13 protein-coding genes are annotated in these 13,583 nt (G+C 40.4%); 8 read left to right on the top strand and 5 right to left on the bottom strand.

Features of this window, described 5'->3' with window-relative positions; all coding sequences use genetic code 11:
- Positions 1–8: 8 nt before the first annotated feature.
- The 5 genes from fusA to AM608_RS09615 all read right to left on the bottom strand — a co-directional run bounded on the left by fusA (position 9) and on the right by AM608_RS09615 (position 6,991).
- Positions 9–2,129, bottom strand: coding sequence for an elongation factor G (gene fusA / locus AM608_RS09635; RefSeq protein WP_053581606.1), 2,121 nt, complete (start codon positions 2,127–2,129; stop codon positions 9–11).
- An 8-nt stretch (positions 2,130–2,137) separates the two neighbouring features.
- Positions 2,138–2,614: a 30S ribosomal protein S7 gene (rpsG, locus tag AM608_RS09630; RefSeq protein ID WP_002675008.1), complete on the bottom strand. Its 477-nt coding sequence runs from the start codon at positions 2,612–2,614 to the stop codon at positions 2,138–2,140.
- A 32-nt stretch (positions 2,615–2,646) separates the two neighbouring features.
- Positions 2,647–3,054: a 30S ribosomal protein S12 gene (gene rpsL, locus AM608_RS09625; RefSeq protein WP_002675007.1), complete on the bottom strand. Its 408-nt coding sequence runs from the start codon at positions 3,052–3,054 to the stop codon at positions 2,647–2,649.
- Positions 3,055–3,471: 417 nt separating this feature from the next.
- Positions 3,472–5,904: a phenylalanine--tRNA ligase subunit beta gene (pheT, locus tag AM608_RS09620; protein ID WP_053581862.1), complete on the bottom strand. Its 2,433-nt coding sequence runs from the start codon at positions 5,902–5,904 to the stop codon at positions 3,472–3,474.
- A gap of 172 nt (positions 5,905–6,076) precedes the next feature.
- Positions 6,077–6,991 carry an SPFH domain-containing protein gene (locus AM608_RS09615; RefSeq protein ID WP_002675001.1) on the bottom strand — a complete coding sequence of 305 codons (915 nt, stop codon included), beginning with the start codon at positions 6,989–6,991 and terminating at the stop codon, positions 6,077–6,079.
- Positions 6,992–7,948: 957 nt separating this feature from the next.
- On the opposite strand from AM608_RS09615, the gene msrB reads away from it, so the two are divergent.
- The 8 genes from msrB to fbp all read left to right on the top strand — a co-directional run bounded on the left by msrB (position 7,949) and on the right by fbp (position 13,550).
- The gene (gene msrB, locus AM608_RS09610; RefSeq protein ID WP_053581605.1) at positions 7,949–9,067 is read left to right on the top strand and encodes a peptide-methionine (R)-S-oxide reductase MsrB; all 1,119 of its coding nucleotides are present in this window, start codon (positions 7,949–7,951) and stop codon (positions 9,065–9,067) included.
- A gap of 230 nt (positions 9,068–9,297) precedes the next feature.
- On the top strand, positions 9,298–10,419 hold the full coding sequence (locus AM608_RS09605; protein ID WP_053581604.1) for an Mrp/NBP35 family ATP-binding protein: 1,122 nt from the start codon (positions 9,298–9,300) through the stop codon (positions 10,417–10,419).
- A 19-nt stretch (positions 10,420–10,438) separates the two neighbouring features.
- On the top strand, positions 10,439–10,627 hold the full coding sequence (locus AM608_RS09600; RefSeq protein ID WP_009419041.1) for a hypothetical protein: 189 nt from the start codon (positions 10,439–10,441) through the stop codon (positions 10,625–10,627).
- Positions 10,603–10,938 (top strand): type II toxin-antitoxin system RelE/ParE family toxin, encoded by a 336-nt coding sequence (locus tag AM608_RS09595; RefSeq protein ID WP_053581603.1) that lies wholly within the window; start codon positions 10,603–10,605, stop codon positions 10,936–10,938. Before AM608_RS09600 ends, AM608_RS09595 begins: the two co-directional genes overlap by 25 nt.
- Positions 10,939–10,974: 36 nt before the next feature.
- A complete protein-coding gene (locus AM608_RS09590; protein ID WP_009421579.1) occupies positions 10,975–11,214 on the top strand; it encodes a NifU family protein in 240 nt (79 codons plus the stop codon).
- A gap of 12 nt (positions 11,215–11,226) precedes the next feature.
- Positions 11,227–11,721: a hypothetical protein gene (locus AM608_RS09585; protein WP_053581602.1), complete on the top strand. Its 495-nt coding sequence runs from the start codon at positions 11,227–11,229 to the stop codon at positions 11,719–11,721.
- A gap of 12 nt (positions 11,722–11,733) precedes the next feature.
- The gene (locus tag AM608_RS09580) at positions 11,734–12,450 is read left to right on the top strand and encodes a pyridoxine 5'-phosphate synthase (protein ID WP_053581601.1); all 717 of its coding nucleotides are present in this window, start codon (positions 11,734–11,736) and stop codon (positions 12,448–12,450) included.
- A gap of 74 nt (positions 12,451–12,524) precedes the next feature.
- Positions 12,525–13,550 carry a class 1 fructose-bisphosphatase gene (fbp, locus tag AM608_RS09575; protein WP_053581600.1) on the top strand — a complete coding sequence of 342 codons (1,026 nt, stop codon included), beginning with the start codon at positions 12,525–12,527 and terminating at the stop codon, positions 13,548–13,550.
- The last annotated feature ends 33 nt before the right edge of the window (positions 13,551–13,583 follow it).

Below are 13,583 nucleotides of genomic sequence, written 5' to 3'. Positions count from 1 at the left end.
TCAATAAATTAGTTGCCTCTGGCATTTTTAATTACTTCGTCTGCAATGTTTGAAGGAGTTTCAGCATAATGAGAGAACTCCATTGTAGAAGTAGCACGACCTGATGAAAGAGTGCGAAGCGCTGTTACATAACCGAACATTTCAGATAGTGGAACAAATGCTTTAATTACTTTAGCACCGTTACGGTCGTCCATATTGTTTACTTGACCACGACGGCGGTTCAAGTCTCCTACGATATCACCCATATTTTCCTCTGGAGTAATAACTTCCAATTTCATAATAGGCTCCATCAATACAGCTTTTGCAGCACGAGCAGCTTCTTTGTACCCCAATTTGGCTGCCAACTCGAATGACAATGAGTCTGAATCGACAGGGTGGAATGAACCATCGATAAGAACAATCTTCATCGCGTCCATTTCGAAGCCTGCCAAAGGTCCATTTTTCATTGCTTCTTTGAAACCTTTTTCAACTGATGGGATATACTCTTTAGGAATGTTACCACCTTTAATTTCGTTTACAAACTCAAGACCTACTTTGCCTTCTTCAGCTGGTTCCATACGGAATACGATGTCGGCAAATTTACCACGTCCACCTGTTTGTTTTTTGTAAACTTCGCGGTGGTCAGCTTTAGCAGTGATAGCCTCTTTATACTCTACTTGAGGTTGTCCTTGGTTTACTTCTACTTTGAACTCGCGTTTGAGACGGTCTACAATGATATCCAAGTGTAACTCACCCATACCAGAAATGATAGTTTGCCCAGAGGCTTGGTCAGTTTTTACTTGGAAGGTTGGGTCTTCTTCAGCGAGTTTAGCTAAAGCCATACCTAACTTATCAACGTCGGCTTTTGTTTTAGGCTCTACAGCGATACCGATTACTGGATCAGGGAATACCATACTTTCGAGCACGATAGGATATTTCTCATCGCAAAGGGTATCACCCGTTTTGATATCTTTAAAACCTACTGCAGCCCCTATATCACCTGCTTCGATGTATTCGATAGGATTTTGTTTATTAGCGTGCATCTGGTAGATACGAGAGATACGCTCTTTGTTATTTGAACGAGTGTTCAACACATAAGAACCTGCATCGAGGTGACCAGAATAAGCGCGGAAGAATGCTAAACGTCCTACGTAAGGGTCAGTAGCAATCTTGAATGCCAAGGCTGCAAAAGGAGCGTCAACGGCTGGCTTGCGGAGTGCAGGCTCACCTGTTTCAGGATTAGTACCCTCAATAGCTTCTTTATCAAGCGGTGATGGCAAATAACGACATACCGCATCAAGCATAAATTGTACTCCTTTGTTTTTGAATGATGAACCGCATACCATAGGAATGATAGCCATATCCATTACTGCTGCACGCAATGCCTTATGGATTTCCTCTTCAGTAATTGAACTTTCATCTTCCATAAATTTCTCAAGTAATCCTTCGTCATAGCCTGCTACCTCTTCAATCAATTGAGCGCGATATTTGGCTACATCTTCTTTCATATCGGCAGGAATTTCTACTACGTCGAAAGTAGAACCTGAATTTTCTTCGTGCCATACAATGGCGCGGTTTTTAATCAAATCTACAACACCTTTGAAATCTGCTTCGTCACCGATAGGCAATACGATAGGAACCGCGTTAGATTTGAGCATATCTCTCACCTGGTTGCAAACGTTGAGGAAATTAGCTCCTTGACGGTCCATTTTGTTTACAAACCCAATACGAGGTACTTTGTAGTTATCAGCCAAACGCCAGTTGGTTTCCGATTGAGGTTCTACCCCATCAACGGCAGAGAAAAGGAATACTAAGCCGTCAAGTACACGTAAGGAACGGTTTACCTCAACGGTAAAATCGACGTGGCCTGGGGTATCGATAATGTTGAAGTGATACTCTTTAGCATCGGCGGTAGGTTTACCATTTTCGGTAGGGAAGTTCCATTTACAGGTAGTAGCCGCTGAAGTAATAGTAATACCGCGTTCAGCCTCTTGTTCCATCCAGTCCATAGTAGAAGCACCATCGTGTACTTCACCAATTTTATGCGTTTTACCGGTATAGAAAAGGATACGCTCGGTAGTAGTGGTTTTACCGGCATCGATATGTGCGGCAATACCTATGTTTCTTGTATATTTTAAATCTCTACTCATCGTGTTAATTAAAATCTAAAGTGTGAGAATGCTTTGTTAGCTTCAGCCATACGGTGCGTATCCATTTTTTTCTTCACAGCAGCACCTTCTTCTTTAGAGGCAGCGATAATTTCGGCAGCCAATTTCTGAGCCATTGATTTCTCATTGCGTTTACGAGCGAAACCGATGAGCCATTTCATCGCCATAGACACTTTGCGGTCTGGGCGGATTTGCATAGGAATTTGGAAGGTAGCACCACCCACACGACGTGAACGCACCTCAACGTGAGGCATCACATTGCTAAGAGCGTCTTTCCAAACATCTAATGCCGACTTTTCGTCGTTATTCTTCTTTTGTTCTACGATATCAATTGCGTCGTAGAATACTTTAAAAGCCACTGATTTTTTACCGTCCCACATAAGGTTATTCACGAAACGCGTAACCAATTGGTCGTTAAACTTAGGATCTGGTAAAAGGGGGCGTTTTTTAGCCTGTCTTTTTCTCATTTCTTTTCAGTTAAAAGATTTTGTGTGTTAAATTACTTTTTCTTTTTGTCGGCGGGAGCTGCTTGTCCTGGTTTAGGGCGTTTCGCACCGTATTTAGAACGGCGTTGCGTTCTACCTGCTACACCAGCCGTATCGAGAGCACCACGAACAATGTGGTATCTAACACCTGGTAAATCTTTTACCCTTCCGCCTCGTACCAATACTATCGAGTGCTCTTGGAGGTTGTGACCTTCACCAGGTATGTAAGCGTTCACCTCATTGCCATTAGTCAAGCGAACACGAGCTACTTTACGCATAGCTGAGTTCGGCTTTTTAGGCGTTGTGGTGTACACACGTGTACATACACCTCGGCGTTGTGGGCACGAATCCAAAGCAACCGATTTACTCTTCTTGGTAATTCTGGTTCTTCCTTTTCGTACTAATTGTGAAATTGTTGGCATAATTTACAATACTATATATTTGTTTATTTGTTTACTTGTTTCAGTCCATAGGACTTAGAGGTCTGGACTTAATTATCCAAAGCGGGTGCAAAAGTACAACTATTTTTTAAAACTGCAAAAGTCTCTGATAGATAAGAGGTGAGAAATGAGAGATAAGAGATAAGAGATAGGAGGTAAGAAACAAGAGGTATGGACACTATATTATCGTTGATTACCAATATTTTAATGAGATTTAGTTTTAGAAATTAGTGTAACATAAGTAGTTATGAAAAAGTTGTGATTTGTTACAAATATCACAAAATAATTCTATTTTTGTTCTATAACAATAGTCTTAATTTGAGGACTAAACCATTAAGGAGCATAAAAAAATAAGACGACGTAAAAACGTCGTCTTATTTTTTTTTCTAATTTCTTTTTTTACTCTCTTAATGTAGCCCCTAATTGCTTTTCAAAAGCGTCTTGGAGGTGTTGCATCGTTTTGTCGATTTGTTTATCGGTAAGAGTTTTATTGTTGTCCTGAAGTACAAAACTGAGGGCATAGCTCTTCTTGCCTTCGGGTAGTTTATCGCCTTGGTACACATCAAAAAGATTTACGTGTTTTAATAGGTTTTTCTCGGTAGCGTATGCCTTTTCGTAAAGGTCGGCGAAGGTTACTTTCTCATCGAGCAAAAGGGCTAAATCACGACGTACTTCGGGGTATTTAGAGATTTCCTTATATATCACTTTATGGTCTTGCACTTGCTCTAAAATCACTTCCCAATGCAAATCAGCTACAAGCACCTCTTGTTTGATATCGAAATCTTTAATCACTTTGCTTTTTACTACTCCTATCGTTCCTAAAAGGGTCTCCCCTATTTGCCAACGGAACCCTTCACTATTTATCGTGTCGTTAGCTTCTAAAGGTAAAATAGTGATTTCCTTCAAGCCGAGACGTTCGAAGAGAGATTCTACCACTCCTTTAAGTTCAAAGAAAGAGGTTTTTTGAGCGGGAGCGCCCCAATACTCAGGCCGGGTATTACCTGTGAGATACAACACCAAATGCTTGCTTTCAGTATAATTACCATCGATATAGTGATAGTTCTTGCCAAACTCGAACAACTTCAAGTCGGAGCGTTTGCGGTTGTTATTATAAGCAATCACTTCTAAAACTGAAAACACTAGATTCTTACGCATATAGCCCAAATCGCTACTCAAAGGATTGAGGAGCTTTACTGCTTGCTCTGGATTTCCGGCATAAGTAGTAATCTCTTTTTCTGACACAAGACTGTTGGTCATTATCTCAAAGAAGCCTTTCGCTACCAACTGGTCGGCTACCACATTTTGTATGTTGTGGTCGTCGTATTTGTTAGAATGCGCCATTGTAGCATTTAGTTTTTCAGGGAAAATGACATTGTTGTAGCCATAGATACGAAGGATTTCCTCTATTACATCGGCTTCACGCTGTACATCTACGCGGTACGAAGGGACTGACAAACCTAACCCACGTTCGGTAAATGAATTTACTTTGATATCTAAAGAGTGTAAGATAGCCTTAATTGTATCGCGTGAAATCTTCTGACCAATAAGTTTATCTATTTTCTCAAAAGTAAGAAACACCTGAAAATCTTCTTGCTTTTTAGGATAAAAATCTATCACATCGGATGATATAACCCCTCCTGCAATATTTTCAATCAGTACTGCGGCATACATTAGGGCGTATTTACAATCTTCTATATTAATACCGCGCTCAAAGCGATAAGAAGCATCGGTATTGATGCCGTGACGTTTGGCTGTTTTGCGTACCGATACAGCATCGAAATAAGCACTTTCTAAAAATACATTGCGAGTAAAATGAGTGATACCTGAGTTTTCACCGCCTAATACCCCTGCTATACAGAGAGGTTTTTCGGCATCACAAATCATAATGTCTTCAGCGTTGAGGGTGCGTTCTACTCCGTCGAGGGTTTTAAACTTCGTACCTTCGTCGGCATTCTTTACAATCACCTTGCGACCAATAATATGGTCGGCATCAAAAGCGTGAATAGGTTGTCCCATTCCGTGCAGTACGTAGTTTGTAGCATCTACTACGTTGTTCTTAGGAGTAATGCCTATGGCTTTGAGTTTGTTTTGTAACCATTCAGGCGATTCGTCTACGCGTACATTGCTAATGGTAACGCCGGTATAACGAGGTACGAGTTTTTTGTTCTGTACCTCTATATCCATTTTAAGTGAACGGTTATCGACGTGGAATTTTGTAATAGAAGGGGTGATGAGCTCTAATGAAATACCTTTTTGCATCAAGCCTGCACGTAAGTCGCGTGCTACACCGTAGTGGCTCATTGCATCGGCGCGGTTAGGAGTCAGTCCTATTTCGAATACCTCGTCGGTTTCTACCTCAAACACCTTACTGGCAGGGGTACCTACTTCCCATTTACTGTCGAGTACCATAATGCCATCGTGACTTTCGCCTAAGCCGAGTTCGTCTTCAGCACAAATCATACCGTAACTCTCTTCGCCACGAATTTTACCTTTCTTAATTTCGAAAGGCTTACCTTCTTTGTCGTAGAGTACTGTACCAATAGTAGCTACAAGTACTTTCTGCCCTTGTGCTACGTTAGGAGCTCCACAAACGATTTGCAAAGGAGCTTCGCCTCCTACGTCTACTTTGGTGATTTTAAGTTTATCGGCGTTAGGGTGTTTTTCGCATTCGAGTACGTGACCTACCACTACCCCTTTGAGTCCCCCTTTTACGCTTTCGAAGTGTTCAATCCCTTCTACTTCTAAGCCTAAATCAGTAAGAATGACCGCTGTATCTTCAGCAGGCATTTCTAACTTCAAATATTGTTTTAACCAGTTATATGATATTTTCATAGTTGTTTTTTTCCAATCTTCAATCAAGCGTTACTTTGGCAAAGTGTATACCAATATGTATACCGCAAAAAGTTATTACAGAGTGCAAAATTAGTAATTTTAGCAATAACCACAAAAAAAGCTATTCAAAAAAAATGAATAGCTTTTAAAATCTATATTATTTAACAGTGAGTTAGTCGTTTTTCTTTTTCTTCAAGGTTTCGGTTACTTGAGCTGAAGCTGTGAAGGAGGTAATCATATTGTTGAGCATCTCACTACCTGCTTCGGGTGAGTTAGGAAGTAGGATAAGATTACTATTGGTTTGCTGACCTACGGCTTGCAAGGTGTCGTAGTGTTGAGTAACCACAATAAGCGCTGAAGCTTCTTGCGAGCTGATACCTACTTTATGCAATACGTCTACACTCTCTACCAATCCGCGAGCAATTTCACGACGCTGGTCGGCGATACCTTGACCTTGCAAACGTTTGCTTTCGGCTTCTGCTTTTGCTTTTTCGACGATAAGGATGCGTTGTGCATCACCTTCGTATTGAGCAGCTACTTTTTCGCGTTCGGCGGCATTGATACGGTTCATTGCGGCTTTTACTTGGGCATCGGGGTCGATATCGGTTACTAAGGTTTTGATGATGTCGTAACCGTAAGTTTCCATTGATTCTTGTACTTCGCGTTTTACGGCGATGGCGATATCGTCTTTCTTAACGAATACATCGTCGAGTTTCATCTTAGGGACTTCGGCGCGGACTACGTCGAATACATAGCTGGTAATCTGGTCGTGTGGGTATTCGAGCTTGTAAATGGCATCGTATACTTTTTCTTTGATCACCACGAACTGTACTGATACTTTGATTTTGACGAATACATCGTCCAAAGTTTTAGTTTCGACAATGACATCGAGCTGTTGGATTTTGAGACTGATGCGAGCGGCTACTTTATCGATGATAGGTATTTTCATTTGTAAACCCGAATGACGAATGCTTTCGAATTTACCGAAACGTTCTACTGACACGGCAGTTTGTTGGCGCACGGTGAAGAAAGTAGATAGCAAAAATACTAATGCAAAAAAGAATAAAATGTAAAATAAATAGGGCATAATGTGAAATTTTATGGGTTATTAACGGCTACAAATGTACTTTCTTTTTTTGAATTGTGCAAGAAATATGAGAACAGAATTTTGAGTTTAAAATAATTTAAAGAAAATGAGGAAATTAGAGGATTAGAAAATGAGAAAATGGTGTGTGTGCTTGAGTTGGAGGAATGAGGCTGTGCCTCAGAAATTAAACAAAATTTAAACAAAATCAAGGCTACGCCTTATGAAATGGGAGGAGGTTGGTTGGGGTTTTGGGGGAAAAATTAGCAAATGAGGAAATGAGAGAATGAGGAAATTAGCAAATGGGGCGCGAGTTACAAGCTTGCACCAGAGGAGATTAACTTTGCCAAAGGTGCGAGCCACACAGGCAGCCGTAGCACGGCAGGCGAGAAAAAATTAGCAAATGGGGAAGTGTTGAGGGATTCGGAAGAAAACGAAGATTTTCAGAAGAAGACTGAAGAGTCTTTTGATGAAAAAAGAGTGTAAGGAGGGTGGGGTTAGCTTATAGAGAGCTTATAGGAAGCTTATACGAATCTTGGACGATTGGTATAGGAAGGGTATATAAATAATTGATTCATACTATAATACGACAGTGCTAAAAATGTTAAAATCGGGGTTTCGAGGCGAAAGAAAGAGGAAGAGGTGCTAGGCCTTAGACCATAGGCACTAGGGGGAAAACATTCCCCTTTACACATACTCCGCTCTCGCAGACTTCCGTTCAAAAGGGAGAATGTAGTGACGGAAAAAGGAAGAAATGACGAAGGGCGAGGGGCGAATGACGAGGGACGAATAAAGAAGAGGGTTATATTAACTAACAATCCTTCCGCTAACGCGTTTCTTATAGCCTACACCTCATTTCCTCATTTGCTAATTTACTAATTAGTCTGGCATTATTTTTGAAGCTCTATTGCGGTAAAATAAATCATCAACAAGAACTCATCAATAAAAAAATCATTAAGAATGAAAACCTATTTTTTCTGCCTTATGGCAATAGCTTTCACAACAGGGTGTGCTAACGGCAATAGCCAAAGAACACCCTCACTTATCACTAACGACGAAAATTCAACTCATCAACAAGCAGAAATGAAAAAAACAAACAAATCAAAATCTACTGACATCTATTTTGCAGGAGGTTGCTTCTGGGGCACCGAACACTTCTTTAAACAAATTCGCGGAGTACTCGCCACCGAAGTAGGCTATGCCAATGGTAAACTCTCCAAAGCTCCCAGTTACGAACAAGTAAGTACAGGCAATACAGGTTTTGCCGAAACCGTAAAAGTAACCTACAACCCTCAACTCATCGACCTCAACCAACTGCTCGACCTTTATTTCAAAATCATTGACCCCACTTCCCTCAACAAACAAGGCAACGACCGTGGCACGCAATACCGCACAGGCATCTATTACGTAAACGAAACCGAAAAACCGCTTATCAATAAAGCTATTGCCGCACTTGCCACTCAATACAGTAAACCCATAGTAGTAGAAGTGCTCCCTTTAAAGAACTTTTATAAAGCCGAAGAATATCATCAGGCATATTTAGATAAGAATCCGCAAGGCTATTGTCATATTTCACCAGCCTTGTTTGAAATAGCCCGCAAAGCCAATCCAGCTAAACAGAAAGGCTTTAAAAAGCCTTCCCAAGCCGACCTTCGTAAGCAACTCACCCCCGAGCAATACGCCGTTACCCAAGAAAGCGCTACCGAGCGCCCATTTGCCAATGCCTATTACAACGAGTTTCGCGAAGGTATTTATGTGGATATTACCACCGGCGAACCCCTCTTTATCTCTACCGATAAGTTCGAATCAGGCTGTGGCTGGCCAAGTTTCTCTAAACCTATTGATAAAAAACTCATAGAAGAAAAAACCGATAAATCTCATAATATGACTCGTACCGAAGTGCGCAGTAAGTTAGGCGACGCACATCTCGGCCACGTTTTTAACGATGGCCCTAAGGATAAAGGAGGCTTGCGCTATTGTATCAACAGTGCCTCATTGCGCTTTATACCCAAAGACGATATGGAAAAAGAAGGTTATGGCAAATATATATCCCTCTTAGAGAAAAAAACTAAAAAATAGAAAATTAATACTCTCATTCTAAGAAAGGGGAAGACTACTATTTTAGGTCTTCCCCTTTTTACTTATTACTTATCATACACTTAGCCCAAGCTATACTTGCTCTTATCTTTAATTTCGCTTCTTCGTCCTACAAACAATTTTTTAAATTTGCTTTTCTCATTTTAAAGTTCTACCTTTGCAAAACTTTTAACCATTAACCTTTCATTAACTCTTAACTCATAACTAAAAAGATGATTATTCAAAAAAAAGACGTATTAGAAGCGCTCCGCAAGATTACCACTCCTGGTGAAGGAAAAAATATGGTAGATAGCGGTGCTGTACAAAATATAGTAGTTTTCGGTGATGAAGTGGTAGTAGATGTAGTGATAAACAACCCCAGTCTGCAAGCCAAAAAACGCACCGAAGTAGAGGTGATGAAAGCCATTCACGGCGAAGTAAACGAGAAAGCCAAAGTAGTGGTAAATGTAAAAGTAATCGCCCCCGAAGTTACTGAAATTAAAGGGAAACCTATTCCAGGTATTCAGAATATCATAGCCGTTGCCTCAGGCAAAGGAGGCGTAGGAAAGAGTACTGTTACAGCCAACTTAGCAGTAGCACTTGCCAAAATGGGCTTCAAAGTAGGTGTGCTCGATGCCGATGTATATGGTCCCTCTATCCCTATGATGTTCGATGTAGCCACCGAGCGTCCGCGTTCAGTAACCATTGAGGATAAATCGTTTATTCAGCCCATCGAAAACTACGGGGTAAAAATACTCTCAATTGGGTTCTTTACCAATGCCAATCAAGCAGTAATATGGAGAGGTCCTATGGCAGCCAAAGCTCTTAACCAACTCATTTTCGAGGCTTATTGGGGCGAATTAGATTTTCTACTCATCGACCTCCCCCCAGGTACAGGCGACATTCACCTGAGCATTATGCAAGCCTTACCTATCACAGGGGCAGTAGTAGTGAGCACTCCACAGCCCGTCGCCCTTGCCGATGCTCGTCGTGCGGTAGCAATGTTCGGACAAGAAAATATCAATGTGCCTGTGTTGGGTATCGTAGAAAATATGGCTTACTTTACCCCTGAGGAATTGCCAAACAACAAGTATTATATCTTTGGTAAAGAAGGAGCTAAACACTTGGCAGGAGAACTAAAAGTGCCTTTCTTAGGCGAAATACCCTTAGTACAAGCCGTTCGTGAAGCAGGCGATACAGGGCAGCCCATAGCGTTACAAGAAGGCAGTCCGCAAGCAAAAGCCTTCCACTCCTTAGCGCAAGAAGTGGTGAAGAATGTAGTCACTCGCAACGAAAACCTCCCACCCTCTGAGGCTATCAAAATTACTAATATGGCAGGGTGCAGTAGCAAGTAACAATTAATAAGTAATAATTATGGATACACCTATTGTAGAACCTAAAGAAAGAGATGTTTTACCTCTTTCTAACATATCAAAAGAAGCTCTAAAAGCTATAAAAGAAGGTTTAGAAGATGAAAAGAAGGGTGTTTTTATACCCCACGATGATGTTATGAAAGAAGCCAAAAGAGTTATAGACCAATGGGAGCAAAAGATGATGAATTGAGAATTGTATGGACGCCCAAAGCACAAATACAATACTTAGATGCTCTATTGTTTTGGATGAAAAAGACCTTCTCAAGGTCTTATAGTGATAAAATAGAAACGGAAGTAGAAAAGATTGCTAATCTACTTAAACAAACTCCAAGAATAGGACAGAAAGTATATGATATTGAAAATACAACAGAAGAATTAAGAAGGGTGATAGTGCTTCATAATTTCTCCATCTATTACAAAATCATAGAAGATAAGAAAGAAATTCGCTTTATTGTTTTTTGGGACAATAGGAATGATCCTGACGAATTAGATTTAAATTAATTACTAACTTCTTATAACTAATAAACAACAATATCAATGAACCCAGAAGAACTTAAACAAGAAGTAATAAAAGCTTTAGATAAGATACGTCCCTATTTGCAAAACGATGGGGGAGATATTTCTTTAGTGGATATCGAAGATGGCAAAATCGTAAAAGTACGATTAGAAGGTACTTGCACTAACTGTTCAGTAAACCAACTCACACTTAAAAGCGGAGTGGAAATGACTATCAAAGAGTTTGTACCTCAAATAGAAAAGGTAATCAGTGTGGAATAACTAATCAGTATAATGGCAACGAATAAAGAATCGAGAAAAGAATATTGGAAACGCAAGTGGCTCAGTAAATACCGCTTGGTAGTAATGGACGACAGTACTTATGAGGAGAAAACCTCCTTTCGCTTGAGTCGTCTTAATATCTTTGTGTTTGGTTCCTTGTTTGCCTTTGTGCTCATTACGCTCACCACCGTGCTGATTATCTATTCACCTTTGCGTCAGTATATCTTAGGGTATACTGCCGTAGAAAACAAACGCGAGACTTTAAACTTGCTCTTTAGGGTAGATTCCTTAGAAGGTAAAATACAAAGTAATGATGAGTATCTCGCTTCACTGAAAAAGGTACTTGTAGGTAATATCAAACCTCAACAAGACAAAGATACTACCAGCTTTAACATCTCCGACCCTAAATACAACCCTAAGGCTTACAGGACAACTCCTACAAAAAAAGATTCTATTCTTCGTAAAGAAGTAGAAGAGGAAGAGACTCAACCTCAAGACAGTTTATAATACAAAAAAACAATGACAAAACTAAGTGTAAACATCAATAAGATTGCCACCTTGCGCAATGCACGTGGAGGCAATATCCCCGATTTGTTACAAGTAGCCAAAGATGTACAACAGTTTGGTGCCGAAGGTATCACTATTCACCCTCGCCCCGATGAACGTCATATCCGCTACCAAGATGCCTTCGATTTGCTAAAAGTAGTAACCACCGAGTACAATATTGAGGGCAACCCTATCCCTAAGTTCATCGATTTAGTGTTACAAGTAAAACCTACCCAAGTAACTCTTGTTCCTGATGCCGAAGATGCTATTACCTCTAATGCGGGTTGGGATACCGTTAAACACAAAAGTTTTTTAACTGAAGTAGTAACTGAGTTTAAGCGCAACGGCATTCGCACCTCTCTTTTTGTAGACCCAGTGGAAGCAATGGTAACGGCTGCCGCTACCACAGGAGCTGACCGTGTGGAGCTTTATACTGAGAGGTATGCGCGTGAGTACGCTCGCGGTGATAAAACCGAGATAGCCCCTTATATAAAAGCAGCCTTAGAAGCACAAAAAGTAGGATTAGGACTCAATGCAGGACACGATTTGAGTCTCGACAATGTGAAGTACTTCAAAGATAATATTCCTAATTTATCGGAAGTATCCATAGGGCACGCACTTATTTGTGAAGCACTCTATTTAGGTTTAGAAAATGTAATACAACTCTACCTAAATAAATTGGCAGATTAGTAAATTTGTCAATTAGCAAATTAGGAAAAGTGCTCCTTAGATTAGCCAATAATCATACATTAAATATCAACAAAATGAAAACACATCTTACCTTAGGGGAGTTCATCATTCAAAATCAGAAGGACTTCCAGCATTCAACAGGTGAGCTCTCACGTTTGTTGAGTGCTATTAAATTAGCCTCTAAGTTAGTAAACCGTGAAATAAATAAAGCGGGGCTTGTTGAGGATATTTTAGGCGATATGGGCAAGGAGAATATCCAAGGAGAAGTACAGAAGAAATTAGACGTCTTTGCTAATGATCTCTTTATCCGTGCGCTTACACAGCGCGATGTAGTATGTGGCATAGCTTCCGAAGAAAACGAATTCTTTATACCGATTACGGCTTCTGAAAACAGTCCTAATAGCAAATATGTGGTACTCATCGACCCACTGGACGGTTCGAGCAACGCCGACGTAAATGTAACGGTGGGCACAATCTTCTCTATCTACAAACGTATAACTCCCATAGGTACACCTGTGCAATTGGAAGATTTCTTGCAAGAAGGCAAGAAGCAAGTGGCAGCAGGATATGTGGTCTATGGGCTTTCTACTATGTTAGTCTACACTACAGGACACGGAGTAAACGGTTTTACACTCGACCCTTCTATCGGTACTTATTACCTTTCTCACCCTGATATGAGGTATCCCAAAGATGGTAATATTTATTCGATTAATGAGGGAAATTATGTGCATTTTCCACAAGGAGTAAAAGACTATATCAAATATTGCCAAGCATTAGAGGACGACCGTCCTTATACCTCTCGATATATAGGTTCTTTGGTCTCCGATTTTCACCGCAATATGCTCAAAGGTGGGATTTATATTTACCCGCAAGGTACACGTACGCCAAGAGGTAAATTACGCCTGCTTTATGAGTGCAATCCTATGGCTTTTCTTACTGAGCAAGCAGGAGGTAAAGCTTCAGATGGTTATGGACGTATAATGGACATCAAGCCTACAAAGCTACATCAGCGGGTGCCTTTCTTCTGTGGTTCGGAAAATATGGTGAAAAAAGTAGAGTCGTTTATGGCAAAATATCCAAAAGACAAACCTGAATATTAGTAAATTATAAAATAGAGAATAAAAAACTTGCAA

Source organism: Capnocytophaga sp. oral taxon 323 (assembly GCF_001278825.1).
GTDB lineage: Bacteria > Bacteroidota > Bacteroidia > Flavobacteriales > Flavobacteriaceae > Capnocytophaga > Capnocytophaga ochracea.
The sequence above is the reverse complement of the archived record's forward strand: the minus strand, read 5'-3'. Positions and strand labels throughout refer to the sequence as shown.